The organism is Haloarcula marismortui ATCC 43049 (genome assembly GCF_000011085.1).
In the GTDB taxonomy this organism is placed as follows: domain Archaea; phylum Halobacteriota; class Halobacteria; order Halobacteriales; family Haloarculaceae; genus Haloarcula; species Haloarcula marismortui.
Window position 1 is genome coordinate 2,690,822 of sequence record NC_006396.1, and the last position, 18,316, is coordinate 2,709,137.

Annotated in this window: 15 protein-coding genes; 6 read left to right on the top strand and 9 right to left on the bottom strand. The window is 61.3% G+C overall.

Annotated elements, in window-relative coordinates; all coding sequences use genetic code 11:
* Positions 1–5: 5 nt before the first annotated feature.
* The 6 genes from RR_RS17485 to RR_RS17505 form a co-directional block, all read right to left on the bottom strand.
* The gene (locus RR_RS17485) at positions 6–1,181 is read right to left on the bottom strand and encodes a mandelate racemase family protein (protein ID WP_011224575.1); all 1,176 of its coding nucleotides are present in this window, start codon (positions 1,179–1,181) and stop codon (positions 6–8) included.
* A 102-nt stretch (positions 1,182–1,283) separates the two neighbouring features.
* Positions 1,284–2,144 carry an MBL fold metallo-hydrolase gene (locus RR_RS17490; protein WP_011224576.1) on the bottom strand — a complete coding sequence of 287 codons (861 nt, stop codon included), beginning with the start codon at positions 2,142–2,144 and terminating at the stop codon, positions 1,284–1,286.
* A 44-nt stretch (positions 2,145–2,188) separates the two neighbouring features.
* On the bottom strand, positions 2,189–3,271 hold the full coding sequence (gene gfo6 / locus RR_RS17495) for a D-xylose 1-dehydrogenase Gfo6 (RefSeq protein WP_004964872.1): 1,083 nt from the start codon (positions 3,269–3,271) through the stop codon (positions 2,189–2,191).
* A 720-nt stretch (positions 3,272–3,991) separates the two neighbouring features.
* Complete coding sequence (locus tag RR_RS17500) at positions 3,992–5,437, bottom strand: aldehyde dehydrogenase family protein (protein ID WP_011224578.1); 1,446 nt, start codon at positions 5,435–5,437, stop codon at positions 3,992–3,994.
* Between the two features lie 760 nt (positions 5,438–6,197).
* Positions 6,198–6,371: a hypothetical protein gene (locus tag RR_RS22555; protein ID WP_011224579.1), complete on the bottom strand. Its 174-nt coding sequence runs from the start codon at positions 6,369–6,371 to the stop codon at positions 6,198–6,200.
* Between the two features lie 366 nt (positions 6,372–6,737).
* Positions 6,738–7,694 (bottom strand): M48 family metallopeptidase, encoded by a 957-nt coding sequence (locus tag RR_RS17505; protein ID WP_011224580.1) that lies wholly within the window; start codon positions 7,692–7,694, stop codon positions 6,738–6,740.
* Positions 7,695–7,951: 257 nt separating this feature from the next.
* Here RR_RS17505 and RR_RS17510 point away from each other — a divergent pair, with 257 nt between their 5' ends.
* Positions 7,952–8,668, top strand: a complete 717-nt coding sequence (locus RR_RS17510; RefSeq protein WP_011224581.1) for a fumarylacetoacetate hydrolase family protein — start codon at positions 7,952–7,954, stop codon at positions 8,666–8,668.
* A 109-nt stretch (positions 8,669–8,777) separates the two neighbouring features.
* Here RR_RS17510 and RR_RS17515 read toward each other — a convergent pair whose 3' ends face one another.
* Together RR_RS17515 and RR_RS17520 are read right to left on the bottom strand one after the other, a co-directional pair.
* Positions 8,778–10,523, bottom strand: a complete 1,746-nt coding sequence (locus tag RR_RS17515; RefSeq protein WP_011224582.1) for an excinuclease ABC subunit C — start codon at positions 10,521–10,523, stop codon at positions 8,778–8,780.
* Between the two features lie 33 nt (positions 10,524–10,556).
* Positions 10,557–11,183, bottom strand: a complete 627-nt coding sequence (locus RR_RS17520) for a hypothetical protein (protein WP_007189669.1) — start codon at positions 11,181–11,183, stop codon at positions 10,557–10,559.
* A gap of 137 nt (positions 11,184–11,320) precedes the next feature.
* On the opposite strand from RR_RS17520, the gene RR_RS17525 reads away from it, so the two are divergent.
* Entirely contained in the window at positions 11,321–11,794 is a 474-nt protein-coding gene (locus RR_RS17525) for a hypothetical protein (protein ID WP_049939080.1), read from the top strand.
* Here the strand turns inward: RR_RS17525 and RR_RS22560 are convergent.
* Positions 11,760–11,918, bottom strand: a complete 159-nt coding sequence (locus RR_RS22560; protein WP_170221571.1) for a hypothetical protein — start codon at positions 11,916–11,918, stop codon at positions 11,760–11,762. The two genes, RR_RS17525 and RR_RS22560, sit on opposite strands and share 35 nt — an antisense overlap.
* Before the next feature lie 172 nt (positions 11,919–12,090).
* Here RR_RS22560 and RR_RS17530 point away from each other — a divergent pair, with 172 nt between their 5' ends.
* The 4 genes from RR_RS17530 to RR_RS17545 all read left to right on the top strand — a co-directional run bounded on the left by RR_RS17530 (position 12,091) and on the right by RR_RS17545 (position 18,302).
* A complete protein-coding gene (locus RR_RS17530; RefSeq protein WP_007189668.1) occupies positions 12,091–13,194 on the top strand; it encodes a pyridoxal-phosphate-dependent aminotransferase family protein in 1,104 nt (367 codons plus the stop codon).
* A 187-nt stretch (positions 13,195–13,381) separates the two neighbouring features.
* Positions 13,382–13,651 carry a HalOD1 output domain-containing protein gene (locus tag RR_RS17535; protein WP_004964826.1) on the top strand — a complete coding sequence of 90 codons (270 nt, stop codon included), beginning with the start codon at positions 13,382–13,384 and terminating at the stop codon, positions 13,649–13,651.
* A 219-nt stretch (positions 13,652–13,870) separates the two neighbouring features.
* Positions 13,871–15,946 (top strand): NAD-dependent DNA ligase LigA, encoded by a 2,076-nt coding sequence (ligA, locus tag RR_RS17540; protein ID WP_011224586.1) that lies wholly within the window; start codon positions 13,871–13,873, stop codon positions 15,944–15,946.
* A 157-nt stretch (positions 15,947–16,103) separates the two neighbouring features.
* Entirely contained in the window at positions 16,104–18,302 is a 2,199-nt protein-coding gene (locus RR_RS17545; protein ID WP_049939081.1) for a hybrid sensor histidine kinase/response regulator, read from the top strand.
* Positions 18,303–18,316: the final 14 nt, after the last annotated feature.

Below are 18,316 nucleotides of genomic sequence, written 5' to 3' on the forward strand. Positions count from 1 at the left end.
CGCAGCTATTCGTAGACGTGGACGCTTCCGGTAGTGTTGTCCTCGATGTAGTCCCAGTCGTACTCCACGCCCAGGCCGGGACCGTCAGGGACGCTGACCGTCCCGTCGTTGTCGACCGCATCCATCAGGTCGGAGTAGCCGCCCTCGTACACCGGCGGCTGGGTGTTCTGGCAGTCCGGGTGGACCAGCGCCATCTCGTAGTAGTTCGAGTTCCGGCAGGCGGCGATGCAGTGGCGCTGGGCGGGACCGGGCGCGTGGAACTCCACGTCGAGCCCGAACGCCTCGGCCATGCGGGCCACCTTGATCGCGCCGGTGATGCCCGCGTCGTACTCGGGGTCGGCCCGGAGGAAGTCAGTCGCCTCGCTTGCGGCGAAATCGGATTTGATTTCCAGTCCGCGGATGTGTTCGGTCTGGAGAATCGGTGTGTCGAGTTTCTGTGCCAGCTTCTTGTGGGCGTGCTGTGAGATACCGCCGTCACGGAACGGGTCCTCGTACCAGAAGAAATCCTGTTCATCGAGCGCCCGGCCCAGTTCCAGCGCGTCGGCGAACGTCTCCAGTTCGCAGGCCGGGTCGTGCATCAGGTCCATCTCGTCGCCGACTGCTTCGCCGACAGCGTGAACCGCTTCGACTTCGCGGTCGAGGCTCCGGGCGTCGTCGCCGCCGCCCCAGCCGTGGATTTTGAAGCCGCCGAAGCCCTCGTCGCGGCACTCCTCGGCGAAGTCGGCGAAGGCCTCAGGCGAGTCCAGCCCCCCCGCATCGTCGCCGTGGTACGTCGACGCGTAGGTGGGAATCCGCTCGCGGTAGGTTCCCAGTAGTTCGTGAATCGGCGCGTCGTAGTACTTGCCGGCGAAGTCCCACAGCGCGATGTCGATGGGGCCGATGCCCATCCGGTCGTACTTCCGGAGCGCGCGCTTGCATTCGGACCAGTGCTTCTCGCGTTTCAGCGGGTCCTTGCCAATAAGATACTGGGCAATGATGTTGTACTGGGCGGCTGCCGGCGAGTTGCCGCCGACGTACTCGCCCGTAATTCCCTCGTCAGTGTGGATCTGGACGCCGAATAGTTTCCGCGTGATTGTCTCGCCGGGCGCATAGACTAGATTGAAGCCGTGCTTGTCGGTCCCCACGTCCTCGAGAGGGTACTCGAACTCTCGGCTTTCGATCTTCGTTATTGTTGGCGACATTTGCCGGACATACTGTGGTGGGGGTATTAAAGCTACCCCGCGACAAATCCGCGGTATCTGCTTGAGCAACCGACACCGCGGGGACCGGACCCACGGTCTCACTCAGTCCAGCGCGTCAAGACGGCGAATACCGGGCTCACTTAGCCGAACCGAACAGCCGATATACAGCGGTTCGATGACTCGGGGGTAGTCAAACGACACCGCGTGTTCGTGGAGCACCTTCGGGTCGCCCGCTTCGCCCTGCCACATATCGTGATGGGAGGGGAGCAACCGGGATAGCTGGAGCTGGTTTGCGGCCTCGATGATCTCGTTTTCGTCCATATACCACTTCGTTCTGACACCGGAGTCGGGCTCGGGCTCGTAGATGGAGCCAACAGTGCCAAACGCCAGCGCGCCAACGTCAATGTCAAACTGCTCGCCCACGTCGGAAAACGCCTCGGCGGGCCGGCTATCGCCGGCGTGGAAGAACGTCCCGGCGTCGTGCTCGATGACGTACCCCACCGGTTCGATGGCGTCAGGGTCGTTCGTCCCAGTAACGTGCACGGTGAAATCACCGACAGCGAACTCGTCACCGACAGCGATTTCATTGCGCTGCTCGTCGGGCACTCGCATCTCACCGTCGTAGTCCGGGGAGTCATACGATGCCGATGGCGCATACAGGTCCGCCCCGAGGTCCTCGACCAGCGGGCCGTACGACGGCGGGTGCATATGGTCAATGTGTTCGTGTGTGACGAGCGTGGCATCACACTGGGTCGCGTCGGCGGGGTCCATCGGCACCGGAATCATGCGGATGAGGTTCGGCGGGTCGCCAGTCCCGAAGTAGGGGTCGATGTACAGCGTCGTCGACTGCGAGCGGAGGACGAAGCCGTTACAGCCGAGATACCAGATCACGACGCCGTCGCCGGGGTCTGTTGCTTCGATCTCGTCGCGGACGAACCAGTCGTCCCACGTTGACTGAACCATGTGCCGAACTATACCTGGCCGGGTCAAAAAATCTCGCACCGGTTTCAATCGAGTCTGACTGTCGACTCCGTCTCGGATGCTTCGTAGACGGACTTGATCGTGTTGATATCGACGAGGCCGTGTTCGCCGTCGGCGTAGGGCTCAGTGTCGGTCAGCAGGCAGTGGGCGAAGTACTCGAACTCCTCTTCCATCTGGTCGATCTGTTCGAAGTCGATCTCGACCGTCGTCCCCTCGTGAGACAACTGGAGCGCGCGGTCGTCCCAGGGGTAGAAGGCCGGTTCGACGCGGACCTTGCCCTCTGTCCCGAGTACGGAGATGTGGCTGTCAAGATGTGCGTTCTGGCTGGCGGTACACACCGCGTACACGTGGCCGGGGAAATCTAGCTGGAACGCGCCGTGTTCGTCTGGCACATCGGCGAACTCCTCTTGCACAGAGGCAACGGTCCCCCGGACTGCAACGGGGTCGGCATCAAGCAGGAATCGGCTCGTGTTCAGCGGATAGATACCGATATCCATGACGGCACACCCTCCGGACAGTTCCCCGTCCAGCCGCCACTGGTCAGGGTCGGGAACGAGTTCAAGAATGGGTTCGGTCATGTTGCCGTGGACGAACAGCGGTTCGCCGATGTACCCCTCGTCGATGAGGTCCTTCGCTCGCCGGACGGCTGGCTCGGTGTGCATTCGGTAGGCGATCATCAGCGTCGCGTCGTGCTCGTCACAGACCTCGACCATTCGCTCGGCGCGCTCGATAGTGGCCTCCATCGGCTTCTCACAGAGGATCGCCTTGTCCAGTTCTGCCGCCGTCTCGACGTACGGGAGGTGGAGCGCGTTCGGGGTGACGATGTAGACGGCGTCGTACGCGTCGCTTGCGGCGCCGTCGTGGAACTCCTCGTACGTAATCGCGTGTTCGACTGTCTCCGAATCAGCTGCCACGTCCGCCGCTTTCTCCCGGTCGCTGCTGACCAGCACAGTCGTTTCACAGAGGTCCCCTGCGTCGACGGCGGGCATCGCCTGTTCGGTGGTCCACCAGCCGACGCCGATCATCGCAAACCGAACTGGGTTGTCGGTCGCTGTCTGTTCCTGCCAGTCTCGGCGGTCGAATCCTCCCGTGAGCGCGTCAACGTTCATACCACTGTCGTCAATTGGCTGGATATTATCTTTTGTGTTGGCACGCCCACATCAGCCCACCGTTCCAGTGTAGCGAATGATAGTTCATATCTTAAGTAAGTGTTTCCCGAAAAACGGTACAACTGTTCAGTATGGTAGAACAAGATACTAGTCTCAGCCACAGGTCTTCGATACCGGTTAGTCGATAATTCGAGTGGAAAATACCGTTTTACGGGCCGCCTGTGGTCTGTCTTCGTCCACGAACTCCGGTCTTGGTATCGAGAATAACGACAGTACAACCGTTATGGAGTGTGTTCCATCATTATGAACGACCATCCGTGAGCGGAGCACCGCGGTTCGTTTGACAGGGACCGATTTGAAACTCCGTTCCACTTGTTGTGTTCACTATGGAAAGAACGGACGCTATGACTGCCGACGACGAAACGGCGCTGTGCCCAACCGAATAGCGGTCTCGTTTCTCGCCACACTCAGGCGGGTCCAGCTATGGCAGTAGCGGCAGCGAATCCCCCCGACTACCGGGGCGCTACTAACGAGAGTGGAGCGTCTGTATGGGACAGACAGCGCCGGTGCTAGAACCGTTCCACCATCGTTGGTCGGCTGGGCTACGAGCATGACTTTGCACGCTCTGGCGGTTGACAAGAAACAGGAGGTAGCGATTAGTATCATATAGAAAGTCTGTAACAAAAAACCACTTCACGTTAGCGGCGGTGGCCGCCTCGATTAGCTGTTGCGGTACACCGTCTTGATGTAGCTGAAGAACTCCAGACCGGCGTCACCCTGCTCGCGGTAGGTGTTCGTCGAGGAGCGCTTGAGGCCGCCGAAGGGAACGTGCAGTTCCAGTCCGGTCGTCTTCTCGTTGACTTTGACCACGCCGGACTCGGACCGCTCGATGAATTCGTTTTCCTCCTTGATTCGGTCGGTTACGATGCTGGCCGAGAGGCCGTAGTCGATGTCGTTTGCAACCTCGACACCCTCATCGAAGTCGGAGACGGACATGACGGCGAGCACCGGCCCGAACACCTCTTCTTGTGCGATGCGCATATCCGGCTCAACGTCGGAGAAGACGGCCGGCGAGATGAAGTTCCCGCCGTCGTACTCCCCACTGGTGAGTTCCTCGCCGCCCGTTTCGAGGGTCGCTCCCTCCGACTGTGCGACATCGATGTACTCTAGGCTCCCCGCGAGCTCGTCTTCGCTGACGTGGGGACCCATGCCGGCCCGGTCAAGCCCGTCCCCGATTTCGAGGGACTCGGCGTAGTCGACAATGGCGTCGAGGAACTCGTCGTACACGTCCTCATGGACGATAGCCCGGGAGGTCGCTGTACAGGCCTGGCCCGTCCCGCCGAAGGCGCCGGCTCCGACGATGTCAGCCGCTTTGTCCACATCGGCGCTCGGCATGACGACGGTCGGGTTCTTCCCGCCCATCTCCGCCTGTGCGCGCTTTCCGTTGCTCGTCGCCTGTTCGTAGACGTGCTCGCCGACCGAAGCACTGCCCGTGAACGACACCACGTCGACATCGTCGTGGGTGGTCAGCTGCTCGCCGACCTCGCTCCCGGGGCCACAGACCAGATTGATAGCGCCGTCCGGAATCCCGGCCTCGTCCAGCGCCTCGACGATCATCGCGCCGACGGTCGGTGCCTGCATCGCGGGCTTGATGACGACAGTGTTGCCGACCGCAAGTGCCGGTGCGATCTTCCAGGCTGGAATCGCGATGGGGTAGTTCCACGGCGTGATGAGCGCCGCAACGCCCATCGGCTCTTTTTTCGTCTGCAGCCCGGCACGGCCGCCGCTGGGCTGTTTGACGGTGCCGCCGAAGTCACGGGCCTTCTCCGCGTAGTAATAGAAGATATCAATCGCACGCTGTACCTCGCCCTCGGCTTCGCCGAGCGGCTTCCCCTCTTCGCGGGTCAGCGTCTCTGCAAGCTCGTCTTTCCGAGATTTCAGGATTTCACCGGTCTCACGCAGGATTGCACCGCGCTCCGGACCGGGCATTTCGCCCCATTCGTCTGTCGCTGCTGCCGCGGCTGCAACCGCTTCGTCCGCGTCCGCCGCCGAAGCCACCGGAACCGTGCTGACGACGTCAGTCTCGTCTGCTGGGTTTGTGACCTCCTGTGTCTCTCCGCTCCCGGTCCACTCACCGTCGATATAGTTCTCATACGTCTGCGTCATACGTTTAATTCATCTCATTCCCAATACTTACGCGTTTCCCATGCTTCGCTGTGCCGCGTCGTTTGACGGTATGGAACGACCGGCTGATGTCGGTGTGTCACGGCGGCAATGCTGAATAACACGCACCGTCGCCAGTGTAACCAGCGTCACCGGTCCAACTCGGATCTGATAGCTGAGTTATAACGGACTCGCAATCGAACCTCTGTAAAATAGCTACCGCTGTCAAAACAGCAAACAACACAGAATCTGTGTGTTGGCAGATCTGTCCCATCGTTCGTGACTGCTTTGCGATGTCTGTGACGCGGAGATACTGTTCTCTCGGCCTTACTGTGTTTCCCGTGACGATCGAATTCTGTTATCGTGACACTATGATTGATCGGTTACCTGACTGCTTTTGGTATATAAATCTATCCCATAGTATAACATGTGTATGTGTGTTATCGGTCTGCTGTTTACAGTCGTACTGCTGGAGCGGTCGTCGCTGGTGAGGAAATCCCCCGTGATTTAATATAGCGATATTAAGTTTATCGAGTAAAACACACCGACCAGCGAATCATAGTCAACGCGCTGTAGCCCGCCTAGTTCGCCCGAAATCGGTCAAAAACCTCATCTACCGACACTATTGAGCACTCGACTTCGATCTCGAAAATATAATATCAAGAAGACAAATATGATAGTGAAATCTGAGTTACCATTCCTATAATTTGCCATTTGGCACTACTCGGCGACACCATCGCCGTTCCCGGGATTAAACACGGGCCTACTCGTTGCCCACTCTTTCGAGCAGCGCGCCAACAACTGCGCTCTTCCGGTGTGAAACCAGCAGATGGCAGTAAATATCGTCTTCACTGTCCGCACCACAGTTACACAGTGGACATCCGTATGCGTGGCTCTTTGCCGCCTCGGTCGCTCGCTCCGGGATGCTCGCTTGCATATGTGAGCGTATGATCCGTGCCGAACATAGCGGTTTCTAGGACAACTATGTCGATCTCAATGCGTATATAGAGTCTCTCTCACGACCGGACTCTCTTCGGAAGCAACACTATCCGGCGACACAGGCTCATCTTCGGTCCAGCGCCGCGATAAGTCCACAGTCTGCGGACCTATCTTGCGCACCGAACGAGACTCTTGTCGGCCATACAGGCCGCCAAAACCGACATGCTGCGAGCAGCACCTGCCGTGAAAACAATCGCTTTCTCAACTATATTTATCCTATATGCTCTCTGAATGCACATATATGGCCATAAAATGGCTGGTTTGAATATACCATGTCGCTCCCGGCCGCCGCTCAGCGACGCAGCTACCGACGGCTGCTCGGCCGCTCGCTTGATTTCGTGAAATTACCATACTGCGCTCTGTCCTGTAGCCGCTGCATTCGCTCGTCTATCGGTGGATGCGTCGACAGGAGGCGCGAAAGCTCGTTATCCGCTTCACTGTGAACGTATACCTGTCGCAAGAGACCGGGGTCCGGCGTCGATGCTTGCTCGATCTTTGCAAGGGCCCGGGCAAGCCCAACGGGATTCCCCGTTATCTCGACTGCGCGGTCGTCGGCAGCCAACTCACGACGCCTCGAGTAGCCGAGTAGCAGTAGCGTCACGGCGAAGCCGAGACCGGCAACGACCTGTAGCGAGTACCGCTGTGCCCGACCAAGCCAGGAGCGCGACCACGACGATGGGTCGCCACGCAGCAATGCGAGCGAACGGGCGATGCCACCGGTTAGCACCACGATGGGGAACAACGCGAGGCCGATGAGTCCGACAAGCGTCTGGACGAAACTGTACGCGACAGTCTGGACCAGTGCGTCACGGGTTTCTAGATGCGCGAGTTCGTGTGCCAGAAGTCCCTCGAATTCCGCTGCGGACAACAGCCGGAACAGCCGCCTGTCGACGACGATAGTGCCAGTGCCGCCACCGATGGCGAACGCGTTTGGGACTGGCAGCTCCGCCAGTAGCAACGTCGGCGTCTCGACGTTCATCTGATCGACAAGCGCATCGAGACGATGGTAGGCCTCTGGTGCACGCGCCCGCGGGAGTTCGACCGCATTGAGGGATCGCTTGAGCTGTGCCGTTGCGGCCCAGTAGTTCACGACACCGAGTGCAATCGCTGTCCCGAGAACGAATAGAGCGGCCATTAGCGGCGACGGGCGGCTGTCCCACACTGGCAGCAGTAGCAGATACCCGACGTATGCCGCCGTAAAATAGACCAGCAGCGAAAACAGGCCGACGACGGCCATGAGTAGCCGTCGGGTCACAGCCATGTTCGGCAATAGGTCGCTGCGTGAAAAAATCGCTTCGGTGGCGTCACCGCTGTTCCGTTGTTGGATGCTGATGGCAGTTCCGTAGTCCTCGGGCTATTTGATATAGCGACATTAGATTTACTCCGGCTACAGCACGCGGGTCGATACTCGGCCGGAACGGCGATAGAACAGTGCTTCAGGACTTGAAACCGGTGGTGGCTGTTGAGCGGCGCACGGTAGCCGACACGCCTTTTTCACCGCCACACAGACAATCCAGTATGCGAATCGCACGACTTCTGACCGAGGATGGGCCAGTCACCGGCGAATACGTTGACGGCGTCGTCCACGCTGACGATGGCCAGTACGTGGTCGGCCGCGATGGACGACTGCTCCCGCCGTGTGAACCGACTGCGCTGTACTGCGTCGGCCGGAACTACGCCGCTACCAATGACCAGATGGATTACGACCGCCCAGAGGAGCCGGACTTCTTCATCAAGCCTCCGACAGCGCTACTCGCCCACGAGCAGAACATCCCCTACCCGCCGTTTACTGACGAGCTGACCTACGCCGGTGAGCTCGCTGCGGTCATCGGCGAACGGTGTCACGATATCGACCCGGCTGACGTTTCCGACGCGGTCAGGGGATACACGATACTGAACGATGTTGATGCGCTGGACCAGCAGGGCCGAACCGCCCGAAAGGCCTTCGATGGGTCCGGGCCGCTGGGGCCGTGGATCGAGACTGCTGTCGACCCCACCGATATCGATATGTACACCGACATCAACGACGAGCGCCGGCAGTCTGCCAACACCAGCGAGATGCTGTTCGGGCCTCATGAGGTGGTCGCATACCTCTCGAAGCGGTTCACGTTCCGGCCCGGCGATGTCGTTGCGTTCGGCAGTCCGGCCAATCCAGGCACGGTTGCGCCCGATGACACAATTGAGATAACTTACGACGGCGTCGGGACGCTCCGCAACTCGGTTGTCGAACCGTAACGTCATCCGACCGCTGAAATCGTAGCGTAGCGGCTTTCTTCGACGCCTATACCCCAGAATAGTGGATTTGGGCGCTGGGCAGTGATAAACTATTATCTGCTATACGAAATTACTGTAGCCGAGTCCGAATCGTCTCCGCGGTTTGCTCGCCGATACCGTCGATAGCCGTCAGCTCTTCGTCGGAGGCCGCTCTGACGCTGTCCACGCTACCGAAGCGTCGGAGCAGTCGTTTCCGCGTTTCGGGGCCGATACCGGGCACGTCGTCAAGCGTCGTCGACACCTCATCGCGCAGTGTCTGGTGGTACTGGACGGCAAAGCGGTGGGCCTCGTCGCGAATCCGCTGGAGCAAGTGGAGCTGCGGGGCGTCATCGTTCCAGTCGTACACGCGGTCGGGTGTGATGACCAGTTCCTCGTCCTTCGCGAGCGCGATGGCCGGCACGTCCCAGCCGGTCTCGGCGAGTGCGTCGCGGGCTGCCCCGAGCTGGCCGTCGCCGCCGTCGATGAGTAGCAGATCCGGATCAGGTCGGTCGTCCCGCCCTTCGACGGCACGCGTAGCCCGCCAGCGGAGGAGTTCCCGCATATTCGCGTAGTCGTCGTTTTGCTCGGTGAGCTTCTTCCGCCGATAATCACTCTTCTCTGGCGTTTCGTCGACGAACGTAACGTTCGAGCCAACAGCCGACCGTCCTTGGGCGTGGCTCACATCGAAGCCCTCGATACGGCTCGGGTGGTCGATTCCCAGTGCATCGGCCAGACGACCGCTCTCGTCGTCGGTCCCACCGCGCTGGCGGGCATTCTTCAGCGCGAGGTCGACCAACGTCGCCTCCCGACCGGCCCCGGGCACGCCGAGCGTGACGCCCTCGCTCTCAAGCCACGCTTCGATGTCCGGGTCGGCAGGGGCTTCGGCACAGAGAATCCGGTCGGGGAGCTCTCGCTCGGCGTAGTACTGCGGGATGAACGCCCGGTACACGCCGGCGGTCCCTTCGCCATCCGGTGCTTCGAGTGTATGCCGGTCCCGTTCGACGAGCTTGCCGCCCTCGGCGTGGAGCCGGGCGACGATGGCCCGCTCGCCCTCGATGGCAGCCCCGAGCACGTCTGTTGTCTGATACCCCCCAGAGTCGCTGACGGCGGTATCTCCCTCTCCGTGGAGCGCCTCGACGGCCCCGAGCTTGTCCCGGAGGTTTGCGGCGCGCTCGAACTCTTGGTTCTGTGCAGCGGCCTCCATCTCGCGGCGCAACGGGTCCGCCAGAACACCGGTTTCACCCTCGAAGTACCGCGTGACCGCTTCGGCGTCCTCGGCGTAGTCGGCTTCGCCGATTTCGCCGGTACAGGGCGCGGTACAGATGCCCATTTCGTAGTCGAGACAGGGCCGGTCCCGGTTGCTGTACTTGTGGTCGGAACAGCCCCGCAGGCCGTACGCTTCCCGCAGGGCCTTCACCACTGTTTCCACCCGTCCTTTGTCGGTGAACGGCCCGTAGACGGTCGCGCCGTCCGCGGGGTCGCGCGTCACCTCGATTCGGGGGACTGGATGGTCAGTTAGCTGGACCAGCGGGTAGGATTTATCGTCTTTCAGCCGGACGTTGTACGGCGGCCGGTGTCGCTTGATGAGGTTCGCTTCGAGCAACAGCGCCTGTGTTTCGGTGTCGGTGACGGCGAAGTCGATGGTTTCGGCCCGTTCGACCATCTTGGCGATGCGTTCGCTGCGAGGGTCGGCGTAGGAGCGCACGCGGTCGCGCAGGTCGACGGCCTTCCCGACGTAGAGGACCCGGCGTTTGTCGTCCCGGCCCTGTTCGAACAGGTACACGCCGGGCTCCCGTGGCAACGACCCCGCGCGCTCTCGAACCTCGTCGGCGTCCATTAGCGCAGGGTTGGTACTCGGCGGGGTTGAACGTCACGGGAGCGGGTCGTCTGGCGCTGACTGGGGCGCACTTCCGGCATCAGCAGGCGGAGCCTCCGGAACGATGGCGGCTTCGATCCGGTCGACGACGCTCTCGTCGTCTGGTGCAGTCAGCTCGACATCGTCGCCACCGGCGACACGCACGACAAGCAGGCGGTCGCGGCTCCAGAGGTAGACGCCGAGGACGACGGCGGCAAAGGCCAGCGCGAGGCCGCCGAACAGGCGCATCAGGTCGTCTAACTGGGCCATCAACGTCAGCATCGTCTGGAGCATTCCCAACATTCCGCCGATGCCGACGGCGCTCGCGGCCCCGCCGCTGTCCAGTGAGACGTTGCCGACGAGGCTATCGAGGCTTACGGTCATCCCGGCGGCTACCAGCACAATACCGACGACCAGCGCCTTCACGCCGAGTTCGAGGAACGACCAGTCGCCACTCGTGGTGACGTCGACGCCCTCGACGTTGGGGCGGTCGACCTGCCGATAGTTCGACCCCTCACGGTCGGGCGTGAACACGAGGACGCGGTGGCTCGTCACGACGACGCCACCACGGTCCAGCCGAACGTCCGCTTCGATCACCTCGCCGTCGTACAGGAGGCTCTCGGCCCGTGCGACCCAATCCATACATCCCGTTTACCGCGGACACGTGTATATTCTCCCCCCGTAACCGCTAACTGTGCGCCCTCGAACATGACAGTATGACCGCCGATCCCCGCTGCCCTCACTGCTCGGAGAAAGTCAGTGCGACCGCGACGTGGTGTATGCACTGTGGTCGGGACTTCGATAGCCCGGTCGACGCCGGAACCGGGACGACAGTTCTCGATGCCGGCGGCAGTCAGACCACGTCAGACCTCGAAGCGGCGCTGAACGCCGGCGACGTCGACGGTATCCAGAACGCTCTCGCACAGAGCGACAACGGGCCGACACTCGTCGGTGTCGTACTTGCCGGTATCGCGCTGTTTACCCTCCCACTCGTCTCGCCCCCGGGCGCTGCACTGTATCTCCTCGTCGTCGCCGGTGTCGGGGCAATTGCCGCGACACAGTCGACGTTCGACGCGGCGCTCAGAACCGGCGGGAAGGCACTCGCACTCGCTCCCTTCCTGCTGGTGTTTCTCGACGTGTTCCTCGGATATCTGTTCAGCGGAGCGGTAGCGACCAGTGCCACAGTTCTGTTCGGCCCGGCAATTTACGCCGGTCTGGTCATGTACGGCGTCCGCTGGTATCGTCGTCGCTGAGCGGTCTGCGGTGACCCGAACCCGAGTTGGCGTGCATCTCGACCAGCGTGTCGGCGACTTGCTCGACCGCTCTCTCGGCGACGGCCGCTCGCTGGACATCTGTGAGCGGGGTGGGGCGGCACATGGTCGAATGTGGTTATTCAACTGATAAATGCTTCGTGGAAGGTACAACCGCCATCTGTGCCTTTTCGTCGTGAGCGGTCCGCTCTTCTCAGGCCGCACGCCGGTTCGCTTCGCCCGGTATCAAAACTACCATGCCCCCCCGATTCGAGAGTGTACCTACTACAGGTGGTTCTGTGACCGAAAAACGCGAATACAAAGACGATTATCAGGACAAGACGCTGTATCTCCCGGGGCCGACAGAGGTGCGCGAGGACGTTATCGAGGCGATGGCCGAGCCGATGTTCGGCCACCGGATGGACCGGATGACGGACCTCTACACCACCATCGTCGAGGACACGAAGGAGTTCCTCGGCACCGAAAACGACGTTATCGTGCTCACGGCGTCTGGGACGGAGTTCTGGGAGTCGACGACGCTCAATCTGGTCGAGGACAGCATGCTCGTGCCGACCTCCGGCGCGTTCAGCGAGCGGCAGGCCAACGTCGCCGAACGCCTCGGCAAGGACGTCGACCGCATCGAATACGACTGGGGCACGGCGGTCAAACCCGACGATATCCGCGACGCGCTGGAATCCGGCGACTATGACGCCGTCGGGGCCGTGATGAACGAGACCTCGACCGGCGTCCGGAACCCCATTGAGGAAATCGGCGACGTGGTCGCAGAGTACCCGGACACCTACTTCATCGTCGACGCCATTTCCTGCCTCGGCGGCGACCAGATCGATATTGAAGGCCACGGCATTGACGCCATCTTTACGTCCACGCAGAAGGCCTTCGCCATGCCGCCCGGGCTGGCCGTCTGTGCCGTCAGCGACGCTGCCTACGAGCGCGAACTGGAGAAAGAGTCGGCGTCGTGGTACGGCGGCTTCCAGCGCTGTCTGGACTACTACGACCGGAAGGGCCAGACCCACTCCACGCCGGCGACTCCGCTCATGCTTGCCTACCGCAAGCAGATGAAGCATATGCTTGATGAGACCCACGACGCCCGTGACCAGCGCCATCAGGAGATGGCCGAGTACACGCGCGAGTGGGCCCGCGAGCACTTCGACCTCTATCCCGAGGAAGGCTACGAGTCCCAGACGGTGACCTGCATCGAGAACACGCAGGACATCAACGTTGCCGAGACGGTCGAAGCCGTCTCCGAGGAGTACGACATGGTGTTCTCCAGCGGCTACGGCGATATCAGCGAGGAGAGTTTCCGTATCGGACACATGGGCGAACACACCGTTGAGAGTATCAAAGAGCTAACCGACGCAATCGAAGACGTGGCCGATCTGTAGCTCAGGCGAAAACCGGCGAAGGACGGGACTACATGTCGATTTAGGAGCGTTCGCTGCCACAAGTTGGTGTTTTCACAGTTTGATAATGCTGGGAAGACTATATTACTGTTTGCTACTTTGCTATAGATAGACGAACCATATGAGTAAAAGCAACAGGCGGAGTAGGGACAGCGACACCTCAACACCGATGAATGTGACCAGAAAACAGTTCGACTGGAGCGAGACGCGGCCGAGCGCGGCAGTGACTGAGTACATCTCCGCCATGACCGGCCGAGAACAGACTGACTTCGCACCGCTGTACGAGACTATCGACCCTGAGGCGCTCGATTCGCTCGTTGACTCATCAGGCCGCTCGACACCTGTCAGTATCTCGTTTGAATATGCCGGTCACTCGGTCACTGTCCGAAGCGACGGGGAACTTGTCATCAAGGCTCCCAGTTCCAGTATCGGCCGATAACTACAGTTTCTATGGCCCTTACACTCTTTTCTGCCGCTTTTTTCAGCCTCTCCGAGTAGTTCAACTGCTAAGTCTGTCTCTGGAGTGTTGTTTCGATGGTTCTGGCCGGTCTGTCGGTCTGCCACAATACGTGTCCCCGCTCGACACGAAGTGCCTTTTGCCGGCTCTGAGATACGGAGCAGAGCCGTTTTTGTACGCGAGACGTAACACTCCTTCAGTATGACCACTGCCGAGGATGTCGCCGGGAACCCCTATATTTCAGACCCGCGGACTGACTTCGAGTCCGTTGAGGATGTCGACGCCGAGACCGCCCGCGAGCAAGCCGACCAGTTGCGCGAGGCGCTCCGCTATCACGACTACCGGTACTACGTCGAGAACGACCCAGTTATCGGTGACCGGGCTTACGACGCGCTGTTCTCCCGGCTTCAGAGACTTGAATCGGCGTTCAATCTTGACACTGACGGCAGTCCGACCCAGCGCGTCGGCGGCGAGCCACTGGACGAGCTCCCCGATGTCGAACACGTCGCCCGGATGGGCTCTATCGATCAGGGCGGCGAGGAAGCGGACGTACGGGAGTTCGACAGCCGAGTCCGCAATGGCCTCGACGGCGACGTGCAGTACTTCTGCGAACCAAAGTTCGACGGCCTCTCTGTCGAGATTGTCTACGAGGACGGCGTCTACCAGCGAGCCGCGACGCGTGGCGACGGCGAGGTCGGCGAGGACGTGACCGAGAACGTCCGGACCATCTCCAGCGTCCCACAGCGACTCCGCGGTGACTACCCCGACTTCCTGGCTGTCCGGGGCGAGGTGTACATCCCACGGGACGCTTTCACGACGTTCAACCGCGAGCGCGTCGAGCGCGGCGAGGACCCCTTTGCGAACCCCCGCAACGCCGCCGCCGGGACGCTCCGCCAGCTCGACCCGTCGGTGACCGCAGAGCGCCCGCTGTCGATATTCTTCTTCGGCGTCCTCGACGCCTCGGTCGACTTCGAGAGCCACAGCGAGCTGCACGAGCGGTTCCCCGAGTGGGGACTCCGGGTCTGTGACCGGACTGCCGTCGTTGACGACATCGACGCCGCCATCGACTACCGAAACGAGCAGCAGCAGGCCCGCGACGACCTCGATTACGAAATCGACGGCGTCGTCATCAAGGTCGACGACATGGACGCCTGCGACGACCTCGGGTCGACCGCCCGCGCCCCACGGTGGGCCTTCGCCTACAAGTTTCCGGCCCGCAAGGAGGAGACGACGGTGCGGGACATCGTCGTGCAGGTCGGCCGGACCGGACGGCTCACCCCGGTCGCGCTCATGGACCCCGTCGAGGTCGGCGGCGTCACCGTCTCCCGTGCCTCGCTGCATAACCCCTCGCTCATCGCCGACCTCGGCGTCGACGTGGGCGACCGCGTCCGCATCAAGCGGGCCGGCGACGTCATCCCGGATGTCGTCGAAGTGCTCGACGACGACGGCGACGGCCATTTCGAGTTCCCGGAGACCTGTCCGGCCTGTGACAGCCCCGTCGAACACGACGGCCCGATGGCGTTCTGCACCGGTGGCCTCACCTGCCCCGCCCAACGCGAGCGCAGCGTCGAGCACTACGCCAGCCGCGACGCACTGGATATCGAAGGCGTCGGCGAGAAGGCCGTCCAGCAACTCCTCGACGCCGGTCTTGTCTCGGACCCCGCGGACCTGTACGACCTCACCGTCGAGGACCTCACCGGTCTGGAGGGCTGGGGCGAGACCAGCGCCCGGAACCTCGTTGATGGGATGGACAGCGCTCGGGAGCCGCCACTTGCGGATTTCCTCGTCGCGCTGGGTATCCCCGAAGTCGGGACTGTCACGGCCCGAAACCTCGCACAGGAGTTCGGCACGTTCGAGGCGATACTCGACGCTGCCGACGAGGGCGACACCGACGCCTTCGAGGCCGTGCCTGACGTTGGTCAGACCGTCGCCCGCTCTATCGTAGAGTTCTTCGAGGGTGAGGGGAACCGCGCTGTCATCGACCGCTTGCTCGACCACGTCGAGCCACAGGCCGCCGAGGAGACGGATGGTGACGCGCTGGATGGGCAAACGTTCGTTTTCACTGGGTCACTCGACGGCTACACCCGCGGCGAGGCGCAGGAATTGGTCGAGCGCAACGATGGGTCAGCGACGAGCAGCGTCTCCGGCAACACTGACTACCTGGTGCTCGGTGACAACCCCGGCCAGCGAAAACAGGACGACGCAGCCGCACACGACGTCGAGACGCTCACCGAGGACGAGTTCGAAGAACTACTGGACGACGCTGGTGTGCTGTGAGAGGCGGGTCGAACGGTCCCGAGTGAGCCGCTGTCGGCCTAGCGATAGCTTCGGACGTACGCTTGGACCAATCAGTCACGCTATCATCCGTCTCGTGTCCGGTCCGTTGTTGACCCTATCTATTTTGTTCGCGTATTGTTATAGTATTTCGAAGACTATGGACTTCGCCGCTGAGACAGTCCGCGTTCTTCACGTCGACGACAATCCGGACCTCGTGGACGTGACGGCGACGGTGCTCGAACACGAGGACGGCCGATTGTGTGTCGAGACCGCGACAAGTGTCGATGCGGCGATGGAGCGGCTCTCCGTCGAGCGCTTCGACTGTATCGTCTCGGACTACGACATGCCAGACCAGAACGGAATCGAGTTCCTCGAAGCCGTTCGTGAGGGCCACGGTGACCTCCCATTCATCCTCTATACCGGGAAAGGCTCCGAAGAAATCGCGAGCGACGCGATCTCTGCTGGCGTGACCGACTACCTCCAGAAGGGGTCAGGCACCGAGCAGTACAAACTGCTCGCGAACCGGATTTGCAACGCCGTCGATGCGAGCAGGTCCCGGCGAGAGCTTGACGAGCGAACCCGGCGATTGGAGTCGCTCATCAGCAGCCTTCCGGGGATGGCCTATCGCCGTCTCAACACACCAGGCTGGCAGATGGAAACCGTTGAGGGCGAGATCGAATCTCTCACCGGCTACACGGCTGCAGACTTTGAAACTGGGGAGACAGCCTGGGCCGACGACGTGCTCCATCCGGAGGACTGCGACCGGATTTGGGAGACGGTCCAAGACGCGCTCGCGGCCCAGGGTGAGTTCGAGGTGACCTATCGGATTATCACTGCCGACGGCACCAAGAAGTGGATGTGGGAACACGGACACCGAGTTCCGGGGCCAGCGGACGAACCGGACATACTTGAGGGGTTCATTACGGATATGACCGACCTCCGGGAGCGAGAGCGCAAACTGGAGCGATACAAGCGGATGGTAAACACGATGCCGGAATCGGCCTGCATCTATGACACAGAGGGGCGGTTCGACCTCGTCAACCAGTATCTAGCCTCGTTCTACGGAACGACAAGAGACGAACTGGAGGGGGAATCGAGTAGCCTCCTGCCGAAGATCCGGAGCGAGTACGAGGGAGACCCGTATCAGGACCTAATCGACGGTGAACGCGACGAACTCCATGGGGAGGTGAGCGGCGAGTTCCCCGGGCATGGATACGAGGTGCTGGAGTACCGGCTCACGCCGCTTGTGATCGACGGGACGGTTGAGGGCGTGGTCGGTGTCACCCGCGAAGTGACTGAACAGCGGAAACACGAGATGGAAATCGCCAGACAGCGGTCGATTCTCAAAGCACAGCAAGAGGCAGTGATCGACGGGATACTCGTCGTCGATGAAGACGATACCATCGTCTCTTACAACGAGCGGTTCGTCGACATGTGGGATATCCCACGGGACATTGTCGAACGTGGCGACGAGGAAATCGCCTTGGAGTGGGCAATGGAACAGGTCGCCGAACCAGAGGCGTTTCGCGTGGATGTCGAGGCACTGTATGAAGACCCCGAGACGACCGCCAGAGACGAACTCGAACTCGCCGACGGTCGCGTCTTTGACCGCTATACGGCACCCGTCGTCGCTGAAGACGGGACGCGGTTTGGCCGACTGTGGGCCTTTCGAGACATCACGGACCTGACCGAGCAAAAACGGGAGTTGGCCCGACAAAACGAGCGCCTCGAAGAGTTCATTCGTGTTGTCTCTCACGACCTTCAAAATCCGCTACAGGTGGCTCGCAGCCGACTGATGCTCGCTCACGAGGAGTGTGACAGTGCGCATCTGGACTCCCTCGATAATGCGCTCCAGCGGATGAACGACATCGCCGACGACGTCCTCAGGCTGGCCCGAGAGGGAGTCGATATCGGAGTGACAGAGCCCGTCGATCTCCGGGAGATGTCCGACGCCGCCTGGACAATCGTCGCGGACGGCGACGAAGCCGCAGAGCTACGGTATGCGGCCGACGAGAACCGTGAGTGGATCGTCGAGGCCGACAGCGACCGACTGTCTGGCCTGTTCGAGAACCTCTTCGGGAATGCGATCGAACACGGCGGCCCAGGTGTAACCGTTTCGGTCGGGCTCCTCGACGACAGAACAGGGTTCTACGTGTCCGACGACGGCCCGGGTATTCCCATCGACAAGGGCGAGAAGGTGTTCGAGGCAGGTTACTCGACTGCCGAGGACGGGACCGGCTTCGGGCTCCGGATCGCCAGACAGATCGCCGAGGTCCACGGCTGGGAGATCCACGTCACCGACAGTGAAGACGGGGGCGCTCGGTTCGAAATCACTGGTGTCGAGTTTTCCGAGTGACGAATCCGTTGTGA

Excerpts from the sequence above, each read along its gene's own strand:
- RR_RS17485 (WP_011224575.1), bottom strand. The coding sequence starts at position 1,181 with ATGTCGCCAACAATAACGAAGATCGAAAGCCGAGAGTTCGAGTACCCT.
- RR_RS17490 (WP_011224576.1), bottom strand. The coding sequence starts at position 2,144 with ATGGTTCAGTCAACGTGGGACGACTGGTTCGTCCGCGACGAGATCGAA.
- gfo6 (WP_004964872.1), bottom strand. The coding sequence starts at position 3,271 with ATGAACGTTGACGCGCTCACGGGAGGATTCGACCGCCGAGACTGGCAG.
- RR_RS17500 (WP_011224578.1), bottom strand. The coding sequence starts at position 5,437 with ATGACGCAGACGTATGAGAACTATATCGACGGTGAGTGGACCGGGAGC.
- RR_RS22555 (WP_011224579.1), bottom strand. The coding sequence starts at position 6,371 with ATGCAAGCGAGCATCCCGGAGCGAGCGACCGAGGCGGCAAAGAGCCAC.
- RR_RS17505 (WP_011224580.1), bottom strand. The coding sequence starts at position 7,694 with ATGGCTGTGACCCGACGGCTACTCATGGCCGTCGTCGGCCTGTTTTCG.
- RR_RS17510 (WP_011224581.1), top strand. The coding sequence starts at position 7,952 with ATGCGAATCGCACGACTTCTGACCGAGGATGGGCCAGTCACCGGCGAA.
- RR_RS17515 (WP_011224582.1), bottom strand. The coding sequence starts at position 10,523 with ATGGACGCCGACGAGGTTCGAGAGCGCGCGGGGTCGTTGCCACGGGAG.
- RR_RS17520 (WP_007189669.1), bottom strand. The coding sequence starts at position 11,183 with ATGGATTGGGTCGCACGGGCCGAGAGCCTCCTGTACGACGGCGAGGTG.
- RR_RS17525 (WP_049939080.1), top strand. The coding sequence starts at position 11,321 with ATGCACTGTGGTCGGGACTTCGATAGCCCGGTCGACGCCGGAACCGGG.
- RR_RS22560 (WP_170221571.1), bottom strand. The coding sequence starts at position 11,918 with ATGTGCCGCCCCACCCCGCTCACAGATGTCCAGCGAGCGGCCGTCGCC.
- RR_RS17535 (WP_004964826.1), top strand. The coding sequence starts at position 13,382 with ATGAATGTGACCAGAAAACAGTTCGACTGGAGCGAGACGCGGCCGAGC.
- ligA (WP_011224586.1), top strand. The coding sequence starts at position 13,871 with ATGACCACTGCCGAGGATGTCGCCGGGAACCCCTATATTTCAGACCCG.
- RR_RS17545 (WP_049939081.1), top strand. The coding sequence starts at position 16,104 with ATGGACTTCGCCGCTGAGACAGTCCGCGTTCTTCACGTCGACGACAAT.